The sequence below is a fragment of the Acidimicrobiia bacterium genome, assembly GCA_029210695.1.
Taxonomy (GTDB): Bacteria; Actinomycetota; Acidimicrobiia; order Spongiisociales; family JAHEDJ01; genus JAHEDJ01.
The window spans coordinates 20,152-35,073 of record JARGFH010000039.1 but is presented as its reverse complement, the minus strand read 5'-3'; the positions used below and the strand labels follow the sequence as shown (position 1 = coordinate 35,073).

Genomic DNA, 14,922 nt, shown 5'->3' with positions numbered 1-14,922 from the left:
CGAAGAAATCATTGCCAAAGTCAAACGAGGACGAGCCGCCCTCAACCAGATCACTGAATCCGCGACAGACCACTAGTGCCGCAGGGAGCCCACCGGCCACGCGGTCGTGCGAATCGGGCGGCGAAACGCCTGAGGCCCCGGCTGGCCCGGGGGAGTGGCAGAGGTCATCGGTCATCCTCCAGGTCGGTGGGTACCAGCGCGGCGGTCAAGGCGAAGCCGACCGAGCCTTCTCGCTCGTCGTCGGCTTCCCGCAGGTCGGAGACCAGCCGGTCCATCCGGCCAACGAACTCCTGTGCCCGGTCGGCGGACAGTCGCACCACCACCCGGCCCAGATGGGCCACCATCCAATGTGGCCTTTTCCTCTATCCAGTCGAAGGACGCGGTCGGCATAATGCCAATCGGGAGGCGCCTCGACCGCATCGAGAGATACGGGAGGCATTATGAGACCGAGGGTATGGGGATTGTTGTTCATGGCAATCCTGCTGGTGGCGGCCGTCGTTCCGGCCGGCGCCCAGGAGCTCACACCCATCGAGCAACTAGGGGAGGGCATCTTCTTCGACGAAGCCCTGTCCATCAACGGAAACCAGTCGTGTGCGAGCTGTCACGATCCTGATTGGGGCTGGACCGGTCCGAACGAAGCGATCAACGCAGCCGGAGCTGTGTACGAGGGTTCCATCGCCGGCCGATTCGGGGACCGCAAGCCGCCGAGTTCCGCCTACGCGACGGTGAGCCCGATCTTCCATGTGGACAAGAAGGGCACGTACGTGGGAGGCAACTTCTGGGACGGCCGGGCGACGGGCGAGAAGCTGGGGAATCCGGCCGCCGATCAAGCGCAGGGACCTTTCCTGAATCCGATGGAGCAGGCACTTCCCGACTCGGCGTGCGTGGTCTGGAAGGTGTGTACCGGTGGCTACGGGACGCTTTTCACCAGCGTCTGGGGGGCGGACACCTGCAGTATCACCTGGCCGGGAGGCATTGCGGCTACGTGCGCTACCGAGGGCACCACGGTGGCCCTTTCCGCCGCCGACCGTACCATCTCCGATGGCGCCTACGACCAGATTGCCCTCGCGATTGCGGCGTTCGAAGACTCCACGGCCTCCAACGCCTTCAGCTCGAAGTTCGATCTGGGCAAGTTGTCGAGAGAGGAGCAGAGAGGCTTCGCGCTGTTTCAGGGCAAGGGTGGCTGCCGGGCGTGCCATTCCGCCACCGGCCAGGATGCGCTGTTCACCGATTTCACCTTCGACAACCTCGGCATCCCGGTGAACCCCGAGAACCCGGCCTATCTGGCGGATCCCGACTTCAGAGATCCTGGTCTGGGTGGCTTCCTCATGAATGCCGGTTACGACGAAGACGTCTACGAAGAAGAGATGGGGAAGTTCAAGGTTCCCACCCTGCGCAACGTCGCCCTGCAGCCGGCCGGGACGGTGAAGGCGTTCGGGCACAACGGCTACTTCAAGTCGCTGGAGGGAATCGTCCACTTCTACAACACTCGAGACGTGAAGCCCGAATGCCCCGGCGCCTACACCGAAGCCCAGGCGATGTCGGCCGGATGCTGGCCGGCTCCGGAAATAGACGACAACGTCAACACCGACGAACTCGGTGATCTGGGCCTGACCCCGGCAGAGGAGGCGGCGATCGTGGCCTTCCTCCGGACTCTGTCCGACGGCTGATAGGGAATCTCAGAAGCGGCGGCGAGACCTGGCCCGTCCGTGGTCTCGCCGCCGGCAACCCACCGGCGCCGGCCTCCGGTCAATCGCAGGGGCCGCCGCGCTTTGCGCCGGCGCCCACGTTGGTGGCCTTTTCCTCTAGACCGCCCGATTCGAATGAGAGAACCTGGGGGGAGTTGATGCTCTGAGGGCAGTACTCCGATTGCCGGGAGGTTGTCATGCAGCGGAAATCCCTCGTTCTTCTCGTCGGTCTGACCATGTTCCTGGGCGCTTCGGTGACGCCGAGCGCCGCATTCGATCCCGCCGCGCCCGTCGTCGATTCCGATGACGACGGGCTCATCGATGCTCTCGAGGTTGCGTTGGGGACCGATCCTGCCGATCCCGACTCCGACGGTGACGGCATTATCGACGGCGGCGATCCCGACATTCTGATCGCGCTCATCGAAGGTTTCGGCGACGGTGTGTTCGAAGATGGCGAACCGGGCTTGCGGACGGCGACCAGTGCCCGGTTGTCGGCCATCGAAGCCGCCTTCGCGGCCGGCCACATCGAGGAGGGCTTGATCGGTCTGAAGAACCTCCGCAAACGCTTCGACGGGTGCCCGCCCAAACCCGACCGCAACGACTGGATCGTCGACTGTGACGCTCAACTCCAGGTGCAGGAGTTGATCGACATCCTGATCGCCGGTCACTTCTCCTACCAGATCGACCCCACCGTTACCCCCGAAGTCGCCGAGATCCCCGGGTTGAGCGGGGGACCGGCCCGCACCGTGGAAGCGGCGGTCGGACCAGACGGCACTCCCGAAACGTTCGTAGCCGACGAGGTCATCCTCCAAACCGATGACCCGGCCGAGCTGGCCGCCCTCCTCTCTGCCTATGGGGGCACCGTCCTGCGGGACGGCACACCGCTGCTGGTCGAAGGCGAAACCCCCAACCCGGCCATGGCTCCCACCACCGGGTTCGTCCTCGTCGGCGTCGACCCGACCACGTCGCCGCTCGGCGACTTCGCCGTCAACATGGAAACCGCCGGACTGCGCGGAGCGTGGACCTTCTCCACTGATACTGCCGCCCGATTGACTGCGCTGGTAGCCAGGGAGCGAGCCGACCACCAGATCACTCTCAACCAGATCGCCGACTTCAACTGCACCGTGTGCGAACACCCCGCCGACGGAGGGGGCTACCTCGACGCCGCCAACTGGTGGTGGATGAGCGAAAACGAGGTTTCCGTGGGTGTTATCCGGGCCTGGGAGTACCTGCGCTACCAGGGCTTCCCGCCCACCACCGCCTACTACCCGACCATGGTGGCGGTGGTCGACAGCGGGTTCGACCTGAGCACGACCACCGGAGTCCCGCTGGTGGGCAGCGATGACTTCCTCTACTCGGGCAGCAAACCGCCCCAGCTCGACGAGATCGACTACGACTGGACGGCCGGTGGGATCGCCATGGGGTTCTCCAACTGTCCCAAAGGTTGCTGGCACGGACAGATGTCCTTCGGCACCTGTTGCGCCAACGGCCGCAACCTCTACGGAACGGCCGGAACCAGCGGCGGAGGCACGACCGGCGCCGAGATCAAGACCCTGCTGATCCGGGTCGGACCCGACGTCTGGGAGATCGCCTCGGGCGTCTACGACGCCGCCTACAACAACGCCCATGTCGTCAACACCAGCATCGACTTCGACTGTGGCTGGATGTGTCGCAACTTCGACAACGGCAATGTGCTGAAGGCCGCAGTCGGGAGCGCCCGCAACACCGGCGCCATCGTCGTGGCCTCGGCCGGCAACGCCGGCGACGACATCGGCAACAACGACATCTATCCGTGCGAACTCGACGGGGCCATCTGCGTCGGAGCAATCGTCAGGAACGGCCTGGCCTGGGACGGCTCGAACTACGGCACGCCGGTCGACATGTGGGCACCCACCGGGCTCTTCTCAACCCTCACCCGGGTCAGCGCCGGCGAAGATATCAACGTCACCGGCGAAGATGAACTTGCCTTCTTCAACGGCACCTCCTGCTCGGCGCCGTATCTGTCTGGCATCGTGGCGCTGATGAAGGCCCTCAACCCCTACCTGTACAAGAGCCAGATCCTCACCATGCTCCAGGCCTCGGCTAACACCAGTACCGACCCCAAGGTGACCACCGGCTACGTGGATGCGTTGAGGGCCCTACAGCAGGTGAAACCCAATCAGCCGCCGACCATCCACATCACCTCGCACACCAACGGTGAGCCGGTGCCCTACGACGGCGTGTACCTCGGTGCCGACGTGACCGACCCCGAAAAGGCGAAGCCGTGGGGCGACCAGTTCGATGTGTCGGTGACCTTCACCTCGGACCGCCAGGGAGAGCTGTGCGCAGACAACGGAGTCATCGGACCCTACAGCTGTGCGGCACCGACCCTCCAGCTTGGCAGCCACACGATCACCGCCACGGCCACCGATGCCTTCGGAGCGACCGCCACCGATCAGGTGCAGGTTTTCGTGGTGAACACGGCACCGACCGCGTCCATCACCTATCCGGCCACCGGATCGACTTTCTACACCAGTCAAACGGTCAACTTCTCCGGATTCGGATTCGACCCCGACGAGGCGATCCAAGCTTCCGATCTGGTCTGGAGTTCCAGCCTCGACGGCAACCTGGGGAGCGGATGGACCGTGTCGAGCCAGTTGAGTGCCGGAACGCACACCATCACGTTGACGGTGACCGACGGCTTCGGATTGACGGGCACCGACACGATTGGCGTCGAGGTTGTGGCCGGTGCCGGCTATCCGAGTGCCCAGATCACCAGTCCGGCCACCGCCACCATCATTGTGGTCGGCGATTCGGTGACGCTGACCGGAATGGGCACCGACCCCGAGGACGGAACGCTGTCGGACGCCAGCCTCGTGTGGGAGTCGGATCTGGATGGAAACTTGGGGACCGGACAGTCCATCACGGTCACCCTCAGCGGAGATAGCTGCACGTCAACCGTGCACGTCATCACCCTGACCGTGACCGACTCCGACGGGCATACCGCCACCCATTCGATCTGGGTGAACGTGCTGGAGATCTGCTGAGCTGTTGGCCCAAGAAACGTCGGCTCCCGGTGGGCTGAGGCTGTTGCCGCGGCGTGGTCTGGTGGTGCCGCCCTCCCACCTAGCAATGGATGCTTTGGTGGCGAGGGGCTTTGCCCCTGACCATCAGGTGCGACAACTAGTGGAGCTGATAGAGCGATACAATCTTCGGATAGAGGGCGACCTATGAGCGACTACCACATCAATGTGTTCTTCGGCGAGGAAGACGGCGGCTACATAGCCGACATTCCCGATCTCCCCTCCTGCTCGGCCTTCGGACCAACCCCAGAGACCGCTTTGGCTGCAGTTATGGAAGCGAAGGCCGCCTGGCTGAAGGCGGCCGCCGAGGCGGGGCGCGAGATCCCGAAGCCCCGGTACAGGCCGGCGCTCTACGGATCCTGAACGGGTGACGAACGAAGGAGAGGCGGTGCCGGCCCTCTTTCGTCTTGCCTCAACGACCGGGCCTGGCGGTGTGATCGATCCCGTCCGAACGCCCTGGTCAGCCAACTGCCTCGAGATGCTGTGACACGGCAGAGGCCACGGGTACCCAAGATCAGCGGCCGAGCCCAGTAATCCTGGGCTCGGCTAGCCGCGTTGTCGCACTTCAGCCGGAGCGATCCGACGCGTTGAAGGTGATCGTGCCCACAACTTTCACGCCGATGAGGGTTCCCTCTGAATCGCGAATCACCGTGTCCTCCGCTTGGCCTTCGGCAGACTCAAATCTCCCGGTACCACCGGTAAAGGTCCACCCGCTGCTCGTCATTGCCCCGGAGATGAGATTGAAGTCGCCTTCCACGTGAAAGGTCAGGTGGTCGCCGTTGGCGGTTACGAGTTCGCCGTACACCTCGAATGGCGCGATGGGCGGCGTGCGGAAATCGAGACAGAGGGTCTCGAAAATATGGAATCTTCCCAGATGGGTGCCGGTGCCGATGGACTCGGAGTCCTCTCCGACGTACCCCTCCGGGCACGAGGGATTCGGTCCGAGCGGTCCAGCCCACACCCGCTCGGCGTGCGCTTTGAATGGGAGATCCTTGCCGGCGAGGGCGGGCACGGCTGTCGTTCCCACCAGAAGGATGCTCACGAGCACGGGTAGCCAGATCCTACGCATGGAACCTCCTTTGTCCCGTGGCTACAGAATACGGCGCGCGTGAGGTGCTGATAAGGGGCTATCTCGCTGCGGCTCTTACCGATTCTCCAAACCTCAGGATGATCTCTCCGCGGCGGCGGCGATTTCGGTCAAATCCTTCGCCAGGGCTTTGCGCGTGGCGTTGTCGAACAACCTGCCGATGGTGGCCGCGAAGACCTTGGAGATGGCACTGGTCGGCTCGGCACCAAAAGTGACCGTGATACGACTGCCGCCCTCGATCGGCTCCACGCGGTTGGTTGATAGGTAATGGGCGCCGTGGGATCTCGCCTCGGTTGTGTACGACCGGCCGGGCTCGAGTTCTGTGACCGTCATGTCCTCTGTGGCCTTCTTGCCAAACATCGTCCGGGTTTCGCGCCAGGTGGTGCCCAGCTCGAATCCGCCGCCGCCGTCGAGACGCTCGACCTTCTCAATTGCAGAGATGGCGACGGCGGCGTTGTCGAGGTCGGTCAGCACGCTCCACACCTGCTCCGGTCCAGCGCTCGAGTCGTGAGTCACGACAAGCTCTCTCATGGGTTCCCCTTCGTTCGATCATCGAGAGTAACAAATCCCGTCGCGGGCGCACTGTCCCAAGTGGAGTTGGTTTGGTGTTGCCCCCCTTCCACCCGGCCTCCGACCGGGCGGACTCCCCCACCTTCGGTGAGGGGAGAACGGATGTGGGTTCGGTCCGCGGGGACTCATTGCCCGCGCGATCTTCTTCCGGAAACCAATCGGTCACAGCCAGGGATGCCGCCGCTGCAACCAACCCACCCGGCTCAGCCGTCCACGCGCACCGTGAGATGGGCCATCTCGATATCGGGGACAACCCATCCTTTCTGCTCCATTAGCTCCAGGTGGGCCCGTCGGAAAAGCAGGGTGACCTCGACGGCTACCGGTCCGGTTGGGGGAGCTGCGAACACGTATCGGGTCGTGTCGCGGTCCAGCGCTGCGATGCGGTTGTCGGATAGCACCCGGGTCGGGTTCCAGTACGCCCCGGTGGGAGACACCTCCGTCCACAACTCTTCCAGGACCTTGGCATAGGCGGTGCCGGGCAGACCGGCGAAGTGGCCGGTTTCGGGGTCGCCCCGCCCGGCCCAGTCGGGCACGACCGGACCGTCCAACTGCGATAGGGCCGTCCCGTCACCATCCGTTGCGGCGACCAGCAGGATCAGGTGACGGAGCGGCGAATCGGTGGGCACATGATGTCCCGTCCGGTCGTTGGTAATCGTCACCTCGATGGCAATCCGGCCCTCCTCCTCGACCGCACTCGCCGTCACCGTGACGGCGTTGGCAAGCAACTCCTCATCGCCGGCTCCCGGCATGAGATGGCTGCGGATCGTTTCCGGGTCCCGGGTCAAGCCACCGGCGTCGGGACGGACGAACACGGTGGCGCCGGTGGCCGGCGTGTGGCAGTCCTGGCAGGTCCGTCCGGTCTCAGGATCGCTGTAGGGACTGCGAAGCCACTCGCCGTAGGAGTCGTAGACGACTGTGTCCCAGAACACGGCGTGGTGGCAGGGGGCACAGTACGCGCTTTGGGTCTGCAGGGGCGAGTAGGTGTCCTCGCCGGGAGCGACGTCGTCGAACGGGCCGGTGAAGAACTGGTGGCCCTCCGGAGGGCGAAGCAACTCGAACGACAACACCCCGGGCCGGTTGGGAAGCGGCATGGCCGTGTCGGCATCGAGCGACACGTCCCATATCTTGTGGCAGAAGTCACAGGTGATCCCCTCGGCTGCAACGCCGACGAGATTGCCCGGCTCGACCCCGTACGGATCGTCGGCCGCCGCCACGGGGAGGTGGCAAGCGCCGCAGTTGCCGGCCGTGTCGGGGAAGTCGAGTTTGTAGCCGGGTCCGTAATAGGGCCGGGAAGGGTCGGGCGCCAGCGGCACCCGCCCGTAATCCCGACTAGAGACGTACCTGGTCGACGGACTGAGCCGGCCGGCGACGTCCGTCCCGAGATACATGGTGATGAAACGGGGGTTCTGGGCTGATTGGCCGTGGGCGTCTTGACGCCACTCGTCGACCGGCAGAGCGAAGGGAAGGTCGGTACCGTCCCGACTGTGACAGGCGGCACAACCCTGGGCCTCGCCTCCACCGCCCGCCTCCACACCGAGCCACTCGTACTCGGGATGGTCGGCGTCCGGGACTGCCGACAGGGTGAACGTGGCCTCGCTGCCCGGGGCGTGTTCTTCGCCCCCGGCGATGTAGAAACCGGGAGCCCAGGCACTCAATCGCACGCTCTGGCCGGATTCGAGGACAAACCCGCCATCGGAAGCCGTGCGCACGGAAACGTCGGTCGCCTGGATCCGAACGATCGCGTCGACAACCGGCGTTCCGTCCGCCGCCAGTACCCGGCCGTGGATAGTCCGATCGGCGGGAAGAGCGAAAAGCAGAATGCCGCCGACCACCACCAGCCCGGCAAGCAACCCGGCCGGAAGGCGGAGGCGGCGGATCAATCAGGGCTCCTCGCCCGGCGGGCCCGGCCGATCGCCAACCCCAGTCCGAACACGACCAGCAAGGCAGCACCGGCCCCCGCCCAAAGGAGCCATGAGACCCCTTCGTCGCGGTTGCCGTCGGCTGCCTGCGGCTCGGGTGTGGTTACCGACGTGCCGGTAGAAGCGACCCCGGCTACGGAGGTGGTGGTGACTGTGGCGGGGGCGCTGGTGGTCGACGTGGTCGTGGGGATCGTCGGCAACGGCGCGGCTTCCGGTGGAGTCCCGTCGAGGTCGAGGCGGTAAATGCCCTCGCCTTCGGTAGCTGCATACAGATGGCGACCGTCGTGCGAGATCGCCAGGTCGTTGACCGCCCGGGTCCGGAGCCCGAGGTTGATCGCCTCCCAGGACAACCCGGCATCCGTCGACCGGTAGACACCGCTCCCGATATCGGCGGCGAAGACAACGCCGGGATCGGTGGGATCAAAGACGAAATCGACGATCATCGACTCCGGAGCGACGCCGCCGGCCGCCGCCGTCCAGGTCTCACCGCCATCGGTACTGCGGTGAACGCCCCGCGATCCGAAGAGAACGACCCGGGGGTCGGTTGGATGGATGGCCACAGCAACCACCGGGAGGTCGGTGGTAGCGCCGACCGTCTGCCATGAGGCTCCACCGTCGAGAGAGAGGAGCAGGCCGGCGTTGTGGGTGGAGGCGAAAACCCGGGCGGGATCGTTCGGGTCCACGGCGATTCCGGTCACGTGGGCCGTTTCCGAGAGGCTGTCGTTGGCCGGCTGCCAGGTCCTGCCTCCGTCGTCGGATCGGAGGACACCGCCTCCGGGAATGAAGTCGTCGAAGTAGCTGGGTGTGAAGAAGGCGCCAAGTCCGGCGTACGCCACCTCCGGATTCGACGGTGCGAAGGCAAAGGCTTCAACCGCCTGGGGATACGGCCAGGCCGGTTCGGCGTAGCTCCAATCCTGCCCTTCGCCGTAGGCGATGCCCCGGCCGACGTTGTCCGCTTCCAGCATCGAGCCATCGGCGGCGATGGCCAGGGCCATGCCCTCGAAGGTCGGGTAGGGGTCGAACGGGGATTGCCCGACCCAGGTGGTGCCGCCGTCGGTCGAGACGAAGAGACCGCTGCGTCCGGTGACCCAGACCCGTCCGGGATTGTCGGGGTCGACCACGACGCCGCGAATCTGGGCGCCGGTATATCCCGTACTGGCCACGGTCCAGGAGCGGCCACCGTCGCGGCTGAGGAAGTTGCCGCCGCCGTAAGCATTGATGAAGAGCCGGTCGGGATCCCGGGGATCAACCTGGATATCGATGGGAAAGCCGCCGCGGACCGGCGGGTCTCCCCAGGCCGAACCCGGTGGTGTCATTGCCGCCCAGGTGCGGCCGCCGTCTTCGCTGCGGTACACCGAACCGCTCGAAGCGGCGTAGGCGATGTCGGGTTCGGCAAGCGAGAACTCGACGGAGTGGAAGCCCTCGGCCTCCTTGTCGGGATCGACGAGAACGGGCTCCCAGGTCGCCGCGCCGTCGGTGGTGAGGTAGACGCCGGTCCCTTCGTAGTAGACGTTGCTACCCGCCGCTGCGAGGAGAACCTGCGGATCGTCGGGATGCATGAACAGGCTTCCGATGTAGAGATTGCCGAGGCCTTGGTTGGCATTTGTCCAGGTGCGACCGCCATCCGTGGTCTTGAGGATTCCCTCGCCGCCGGGGACCCCGGTTTCCGGATCCGAGTTGGCGGCTTCGCGGTCGAAGATCCCGGTGGAGACGTAGACGGTGTCCGAATCGGTGGGATCGATCCAGATATACCTGGCCAGGTTGTCGCCCCTCCAGACCGCCGTCCAGTCGGCCCCGCCGTTCGTGGTGAGATAAACGACTCCCTCGACCAGATCGAAGCCCCTCCCGGTTCGTTCGGGTCTCCCTCCTGCCCAGCTGGAGATTTCGGCGGCGGCCCACACGACGTCGGAGTCGTGGGGATCGACGGTGATGCCCCGGAAGGTGATGCCGTCGGTTTCGACGACCCCACGATCCAACTCGACCCACGAATGCCCGCCGTCGACAGACTTGAAGATGCCGCGCAGGTTCTGGGTGCCGGCCCACACGATGTCCGGATCATTCGGATCGACTGTCGCGCAGAACACCGGGATGGCGTCTCCGGTGGGTCCGGTGCGCGTGGTGATTCCCTCATTGACCGGGAACCAGACCGCACCTCCGTCGGTACTCATGAACATGCCGGCCCAGGCGTCGGTGACCAACAACGTGTCGGGATTGTCCGGACGCATCCGCACGTCGTAGCCGAGGCCGCCGATGGGCCCGCCTGTGCGGATCCACTGGGGGTCTCCGATCGTGGCATCCTGGGCGGCCACCGTCGCCGGCACAAGCAGCACCACCACCAGGATCGCTGCCATCAGCAGCCGTTGTGCCATACGCCCTCCCGACCGTGATGTATCTCCTGATCCATTATCAGGGAGGCGGCAAGGTGCGGCCAGGGCCGATGGTCATGAGATCCGGCCGGCGGTAGGAGTAGCTACTTCTTCTTGGTCGGCTTTGGGGCCAGGGTGCCGATCCAGTCGTACGACTTGTCGAACCAGACTGCCAGCTCTGCGGTATCGGCCAGGAGCTCCGGCGGGACCGATACGTACCCGCGCATCACGCTCCCGTACTGAATCACCGGACCACTGTCGTAGGTCGACCGGAACTCCTCCCCGAGCTCGTCCGACAGGCGCAAAGCCATCGAACCGTCGGCGTCGAGGAAGCTGAACATGTGCCCATTGCGCGACGTGTAGGCACTCTTGGCGCCCTTCACGATCGCGTCGCCGGAGCCGGCCTCGACGACCGCCTTGTATTGCTCGAGCGCCTCAGGCGGGCCTTGATAGCCCGATGCTTCCGGCACGATCCGATCTCCCCGAACGGCTTCCCCACGACCATAGCGAACCAGTCTTCGCCGAATCGCCCTGCGCAACGTCGCCCTCCAGTCGGCCGGGACGGTGAAGGCGTTCGGCCACAACGGCTACTTCAAGTCGTTGGAGGGAATTGTCCACTTCTACAACACTCGCGAAGTGAAACCCGAATGCCCCAGCGCCTACGCCGAAACTCAGGCAATGGCGGCCGGCTGCTGGCCGGCTCCGGACTAGAAGTGGGTTTACTGTCCCTGACCGTTCGTACCTTGTCGGTATGAAACCCGCCCAACTGCTCGCCCGCATCGGTCAAGGCAGGGTTGACAACGTGAGATTCTCGGACCTCATACGATTGTGCCGCAAACTCGGGTTCGAGATTGTTCGCGTGAGCGGGAGCCACCATATCCTTGCCCGCGACGGTTTCGCCGAGTTGCTCAATCTCCAGGAAGTGCATGGTGATGCCAAGCCCTATCAGGTGCGACAACTAGTGAAGCTGGTAGAGCGATACAATCTTCGGATAGAGGGCGACCTATGAGCGACTACCACATCAATGTGTTCTTCAGCGAGGAAGACGGCGGCTACATAGCCGACATTCCCGATCTCCCCTCCTGCTCGGCCTTCGGGCCAACCCCAGAGACCGCTTTGGCCGGCGTTATGGAAGCGAAGGCCGCATGGCTGAAGGCGGCTGCCGAGACGGGTCGAGATATCCCGAAGCCCCGATACAGGCCGGCACTCTACGGCTCCTGAACGGGCGAAGGGTCCTGCGCTTCGAGGTCTGGCCAAGCGACTGCGGTTTCCACGAGGGTCTACGAATCCGATCATGAATCGGCGAGCCGCAATGGAGATGAATCCTCAATCGACCCACGTCGAGCGCCATCCTGTGTTTCTGTCCCTGTGGGGAGATACGTTCGCAACATCCGAACGAGAGAGGGAAACATGGAAGCCTCCGTCGAAGCCTGGCTCGATCAGCGGGAAGCCCACATCACCGGTGTCGTCCGCCGGTGCGGCTGGTATATCGAATACGTAGGAGGCGACACCTGCTCGCGGCCGGGATGCCCATGCCCGCCCGACGACGGGCCGCCCTTCGCCTACACGGTGGGTCTCTTCGGGATGAATCATCCGGAACTGCTGCTCTTCGGGGTCTCGCCCGAGTCGGCCGTCACCGTTCTCAACTCACTCGGCGAACGGGTGCGCTCCGGGGAGTCGTTGCTGCCGGGCCTAGAGGTCGAGATCGAAGGATGGGACCGCCGGGTCATCCCTGAGGTCGTCCCCAACCCGGGCGATATCGTCTTCAGCGCCAACGCCTTCTACCGGCGGCCGGATGAGTTCTCGGTGCCGGTGCTCCAGCTGAGCTATACCGATGAAGAGGGGCGTTTTCCCTGGGCTGAGGGTCACGCCGGAATGGAGAAGCAACCCCGACCGGGAACATTCCGGGCGTAGGTGGTGCTCTGCGACTCCCGGCAGGGCGCGCTGTTGAAAGGAGGTCTTGATTGGTCAAGATTCTGACCTATAGTGGGGTTATGAGCGATACGTTGCCGTTCTCGGAGGTCAAGGCCCACTTGTCCGAAATCGCCGATCGAGTCGAGGTTCAACACGACCGCATCCTGGTGACTCGCAACGGTCGACCCTCATTCGTTCTGATGAGCCCCGACGACCTCGAGTCTCTCGAGGTGTCCCTCGACATTCTCAAGGATGACGCCTTGATGGATTCTCTGCGTCGTTCACGGGCCGAAGCCGGCGAAGGCAAGCGATTCCGCCTGCGCGATCACGTCTGAGGGCCTGCCGGTGTACGAGGTTGAGATCACGCCCGAGGGTCTGCGGCATCTCAACCGTCTGCCGACAAAGGTACGCGATGCGGCCCTGACATCCATCTTCGGGCCACTTGCGCAGAACCAGCAACGACTCGAGAAACCCCTGGTCGGAGAACTCGAAGGCCTTCATTCAGCCCGCCGCGGCGACTACCGCATCATCTACGAGATCTTCGAGCACGATCAGATAGTCCTCATCCATCGCGTGCAACATCGGGGGGACGTGTATCGGCCCCAATAGTGTTTCCCGGGGATCGAGACGTTGCCGGCCCAACTGGATGAGGTCCGACTGGGTCAGCAGTCCGAAAAGGCGGCCAACGCCCTGCAGATCTCAGCCCGACGCAGGTCGAGTGAACCGACTTGCTCGGTGAGAAACGTCTTACGGATCGGCTGGAGGTTGTCGAAGGCGGCGACACAGGAGACGGGCAGGCCGTTGTCGGCGTCGAGAGTGATCTCGGTCGGAATCCCGCGGATGGTCCGCGTGACCGGGGCAACCACGATCCAGCGCAGGACGGGTATCGCCTCGGTTCGCGTGACGATCAGCACCGGCCGGCGCTTGTCTTCGGCTTCGGCCCACCAGATGTCACCCTGGGCGGGCGTTACCACGACTCCTCGCTAATCATGAAGATGGTGGATTGATCGGCCCACCCGACTTCATCTTCCTGCTGGGGATGGTCTTGGTAACCACGGATGATCGCTTGGGCCGTTCGACTGCGCCGTGTCTCGTCGATCAGCGCTTTGAGCCCGCGTCGGACGGCGTCGGAGCGAGACTCGACGATGCCCTGCTTCACGAGTTCATCGATGAGGAAGACGAGTCGTTCGTCGACTCTCGTAACCAGCTGTGTCATGCAAACAGCATACCGGAACGCAATGCAGCAGTCGAGAGGTTGGTCAAGGGATGGCCCCTGCAGCGCATAGGTGCTCTTGGCGGCCGTCCCAGGAACGGTACGGCAATGGGCCGGCCAGCAGTGAGGTGGTTTTGGCGGGCCGACAAGGTCGCGAAAACCAGCTTTGGTGGATACCTCGATCTGACATAGGTTGTGAGGCGTGACTGACCTGCCCTGCGCGTCGCCTGTCTTCGCTTCGGGCTACTTCGATGAACGCGAACCGACCGGTCCGCATAAGTGCAGTCGAGGGGCTAGGAATCCGAACCCGAGGCGCGAGAGCTGGAGTGAGAAGTGTGATGAAGTGGACTAAGCTTAGTCCGATCATGCCCAACATCCACGAGGCCAAGACGCACTTCTCGAAACTCGTGCAACGGGCTGCGGCCGGTGAAGAGATCATCATCACCAGGTCGGGAGTGCCGATGGCCAAACTCGTCCCGTTCCGCGAGACGCAGACCGCCAGGGTGCCCGGGGTGTGGAAGGGGCGAGTGCGAATCGCGGCCGACTTCGACACCACGCCCGATGAAGTCATCGCCACCTTTGAGGACGGCGAGTGAAGCTACTGCTCGACACACACATCCTGTTGTGGTGGCTGTCCGATGATCCGGCGCTCTCCGTCGAACACCGCGCCGCAATCGCCGACCCGGCCAATATCGTTTGTGTGAGCGCCGCCACTGCCTGGGAAATCTCTATCAAGAAGGCACTCGGCGAACTGGACGCTCCCGACGATCTGGTGTCCGCCTTGATCTCGAGTGAGCTCGAGCAGTTGCCGATCACCGTCGCCCACGCCGAAGCCGTCGGGCAGCTTCCGCCGCACCATCGGGATCCATTCGATCGGATGCTGATAGCCCAAGCCCAAGTCGAGGACCTGGCAGTGGTCACCGGCGATCCGGTGTTTGCCCGGTATGCGGTGGCTAGGTTCTGAGACGTACCCTCTGCTATCGCCCGCTAGAGAAATCTTCCTGGCCGATGCCCACACTGCCGTGCTAGCGTGACTTCCCTGATGTCGTCCGCCCAGACCTTCCGCTGCTGCTGTTGCCCGGTTGGTTTCCCCGCGGGCGAAA

At 64.2% G+C, this 14,922-nt stretch carries 19 protein-coding genes; 11 read left to right on the top strand and 8 right to left on the bottom strand.

Going from position 1 to position 14,922, the window contains the following annotated elements; all coding sequences use genetic code 11:
- Positions 1-164 precede the first annotated feature (164 nt).
- Positions 165-344, bottom strand: coding sequence for a hypothetical protein (locus P1T08_12685; protein MDF1596927.1), 180 nt, complete (start codon positions 342-344; stop codon positions 165-167).
- A 96-nt stretch (positions 345-440) separates the two neighbouring features.
- On the opposite strand from P1T08_12685, the gene P1T08_12680 reads away from it, so the two are divergent.
- From P1T08_12680 to P1T08_12670, 3 genes are all read left to right on the top strand, one after another.
- Positions 441-1,670 (top strand): cytochrome c peroxidase, encoded by a 1,230-nt coding sequence (locus tag P1T08_12680; GenBank protein ID MDF1596926.1) that lies wholly within the window; start codon positions 441-443, stop codon positions 1,668-1,670.
- Between the two features lie 215 nt (positions 1,671-1,885).
- Positions 1,886-4,714 carry a S8 family serine peptidase gene (locus P1T08_12675; protein MDF1596925.1) on the top strand — a complete coding sequence of 943 codons (2,829 nt, stop codon included), beginning with the start codon at positions 1,886-1,888 and terminating at the stop codon, positions 4,712-4,714.
- 183 nt (positions 4,715-4,897) lie between these two features.
- Positions 4,898-5,113, top strand: coding sequence for a type II toxin-antitoxin system HicB family antitoxin (locus P1T08_12670; protein MDF1596924.1), 216 nt, complete (start codon positions 4,898-4,900; stop codon positions 5,111-5,113).
- Positions 5,114-5,315: 202 nt separating this feature from the next.
- Here the strand turns inward: P1T08_12670 and P1T08_12665 are convergent, their stop codons facing one another.
- The 5 genes from P1T08_12665 to P1T08_12645 all read right to left on the bottom strand — a co-directional run bounded on the left by P1T08_12665 (position 5,316) and on the right by P1T08_12645 (position 11,162).
- Positions 5,316-5,819 carry a hypothetical protein gene (locus tag P1T08_12665; protein MDF1596923.1) on the bottom strand — a complete coding sequence of 168 codons (504 nt, stop codon included), beginning with the start codon at positions 5,817-5,819 and terminating at the stop codon, positions 5,316-5,318.
- Positions 5,820-5,912: 93 nt separating this feature from the next.
- On the bottom strand, positions 5,913-6,368 hold the full coding sequence (locus P1T08_12660) for an SRPBCC family protein (GenBank protein MDF1596922.1): 456 nt from the start codon (positions 6,366-6,368) through the stop codon (positions 5,913-5,915).
- 242 nt (positions 6,369-6,610) lie between these two features.
- Positions 6,611-8,287: a carboxypeptidase-like regulatory domain-containing protein gene (locus P1T08_12655; GenBank protein ID MDF1596921.1), complete on the bottom strand. Its 1,677-nt coding sequence runs from the start codon at positions 8,285-8,287 to the stop codon at positions 6,611-6,613.
- Positions 8,284-10,695, bottom strand: coding sequence for a hypothetical protein (locus P1T08_12650; GenBank protein MDF1596920.1), 2,412 nt, complete (start codon positions 10,693-10,695; stop codon positions 8,284-8,286). Before P1T08_12650 ends, P1T08_12655 begins: the two co-directional genes overlap by 4 nt.
- 101 nt (positions 10,696-10,796) lie before the next feature.
- Positions 10,797-11,162, bottom strand: coding sequence for a hypothetical protein (locus P1T08_12645; GenBank protein ID MDF1596919.1), 366 nt, complete (start codon positions 11,160-11,162; stop codon positions 10,797-10,799).
- Positions 11,163-11,256: 94 nt separating this feature from the next.
- Between P1T08_12645 and P1T08_12640 the strand changes: the two genes are divergently transcribed.
- The 6 genes from P1T08_12640 (at position 11,257) to P1T08_12615 (ending at position 13,215) form a co-directional block, all read left to right on the top strand.
- Positions 11,257-11,403: a hypothetical protein gene (locus tag P1T08_12640; GenBank protein ID MDF1596918.1), complete on the top strand. Its 147-nt coding sequence runs from the start codon at positions 11,257-11,259 to the stop codon at positions 11,401-11,403.
- Positions 11,404-11,443: 40 nt separating this feature from the next.
- Entirely contained in the window at positions 11,444-11,701 is a 258-nt protein-coding gene (locus tag P1T08_12635; GenBank protein MDF1596917.1) for a type II toxin-antitoxin system HicA family toxin, read from the top strand.
- Entirely contained in the window at positions 11,698-11,913 is a 216-nt protein-coding gene (locus P1T08_12630) for a type II toxin-antitoxin system HicB family antitoxin (GenBank protein MDF1596916.1), read from the top strand. Before P1T08_12635 ends, P1T08_12630 begins: the two co-directional genes overlap by 4 nt.
- Positions 11,914-12,102: 189 nt before the next feature.
- On the top strand, positions 12,103-12,606 hold the full coding sequence (locus P1T08_12625) for a DUF4262 domain-containing protein (protein MDF1596915.1): 504 nt from the start codon (positions 12,103-12,105) through the stop codon (positions 12,604-12,606).
- A gap of 80 nt (positions 12,607-12,686) precedes the next feature.
- Positions 12,687-12,941 (top strand): type II toxin-antitoxin system Phd/YefM family antitoxin, encoded by a 255-nt coding sequence (locus P1T08_12620; GenBank protein MDF1596914.1) that lies wholly within the window; start codon positions 12,687-12,689, stop codon positions 12,939-12,941.
- A 10-nt stretch (positions 12,942-12,951) separates the two neighbouring features.
- The gene (locus P1T08_12615) at positions 12,952-13,215 is read left to right on the top strand and encodes a type II toxin-antitoxin system RelE/ParE family toxin (protein ID MDF1596913.1); all 264 of its coding nucleotides are present in this window, start codon (positions 12,952-12,954) and stop codon (positions 13,213-13,215) included.
- Positions 13,216-13,268: 53 nt separating this feature from the next.
- Here P1T08_12615 and P1T08_12610 read toward each other — a convergent pair whose 3' ends face one another.
- Together P1T08_12610 and P1T08_12605 are read right to left on the bottom strand one after the other, a co-directional pair.
- Positions 13,269-13,580, bottom strand: coding sequence for a type II toxin-antitoxin system PemK/MazF family toxin (locus P1T08_12610; protein MDF1596912.1), 312 nt, complete (start codon positions 13,578-13,580; stop codon positions 13,269-13,271).
- Positions 13,574-13,822: a ribbon-helix-helix domain-containing protein gene (locus P1T08_12605; protein MDF1596911.1), complete on the bottom strand. Its 249-nt coding sequence runs from the start codon at positions 13,820-13,822 to the stop codon at positions 13,574-13,576. Before P1T08_12605 ends, P1T08_12610 begins: the two co-directional genes overlap by 7 nt.
- Before the next feature lie 335 nt (positions 13,823-14,157).
- Between P1T08_12605 and P1T08_12600 the strand changes: the two genes are divergently transcribed.
- Together P1T08_12600 and P1T08_12595 are read left to right on the top strand one after the other, a co-directional pair.
- Positions 14,158-14,415, top strand: coding sequence for a type II toxin-antitoxin system Phd/YefM family antitoxin (locus P1T08_12600; protein ID MDF1596910.1), 258 nt, complete (start codon positions 14,158-14,160; stop codon positions 14,413-14,415).
- On the top strand, positions 14,412-14,783 hold the full coding sequence (locus P1T08_12595) for a type II toxin-antitoxin system VapC family toxin (GenBank protein MDF1596909.1): 372 nt from the start codon (positions 14,412-14,414) through the stop codon (positions 14,781-14,783). Before P1T08_12600 ends, P1T08_12595 begins: the two co-directional genes overlap by 4 nt.
- Positions 14,784-14,922 lie beyond the last annotated feature (139 nt).

Bases quoted from the DNA above. Each gene is read 5' to 3' on its own strand.
- P1T08_12650 (MDF1596920.1), bottom strand. From the start codon at position 10,695: ATGGCACAACGGCTGCTGATGGCAGCGATCCTGGTGGTGGTGCTGCTT.
- P1T08_12600 (MDF1596910.1), top strand. From the start codon at position 14,158: ATGAAGTGGACTAAGCTTAGTCCGATCATGCCCAACATCCACGAGGCC.
- P1T08_12630 (MDF1596916.1), top strand. From the start codon at position 11,698: ATGAGCGACTACCACATCAATGTGTTCTTCAGCGAGGAAGACGGCGGC.
- P1T08_12620 (MDF1596914.1), top strand. From the start codon at position 12,687: ATGAGCGATACGTTGCCGTTCTCGGAGGTCAAGGCCCACTTGTCCGAA.
- P1T08_12665 (MDF1596923.1), bottom strand. From the start codon at position 5,819: ATGCGTAGGATCTGGCTACCCGTGCTCGTGAGCATCCTTCTGGTGGGA.
- P1T08_12625 (MDF1596915.1), top strand. From the start codon at position 12,103: ATGGAAGCCTCCGTCGAAGCCTGGCTCGATCAGCGGGAAGCCCACATC.
- P1T08_12635 (MDF1596917.1), top strand. From the start codon at position 11,444: ATGAAACCCGCCCAACTGCTCGCCCGCATCGGTCAAGGCAGGGTTGAC.
- P1T08_12675 (MDF1596925.1), top strand. From the start codon at position 1,886: ATGCAGCGGAAATCCCTCGTTCTTCTCGTCGGTCTGACCATGTTCCTG.
- P1T08_12605 (MDF1596911.1), bottom strand. From the start codon at position 13,822: ATGACACAGCTGGTTACGAGAGTCGACGAACGACTCGTCTTCCTCATC.
- P1T08_12660 (MDF1596922.1), bottom strand. From the start codon at position 6,368: ATGAGAGAGCTTGTCGTGACTCACGACTCGAGCGCTGGACCGGAGCAG.
- P1T08_12680 (MDF1596926.1), top strand. From the start codon at position 441: ATGAGACCGAGGGTATGGGGATTGTTGTTCATGGCAATCCTGCTGGTG.
- P1T08_12685 (MDF1596927.1), bottom strand. From the start codon at position 344: ATGGTGGCCCATCTGGGCCGGGTGGTGGTGCGACTGTCCGCCGACCGG.
- P1T08_12670 (MDF1596924.1), top strand. From the start codon at position 4,898: ATGAGCGACTACCACATCAATGTGTTCTTCGGCGAGGAAGACGGCGGC.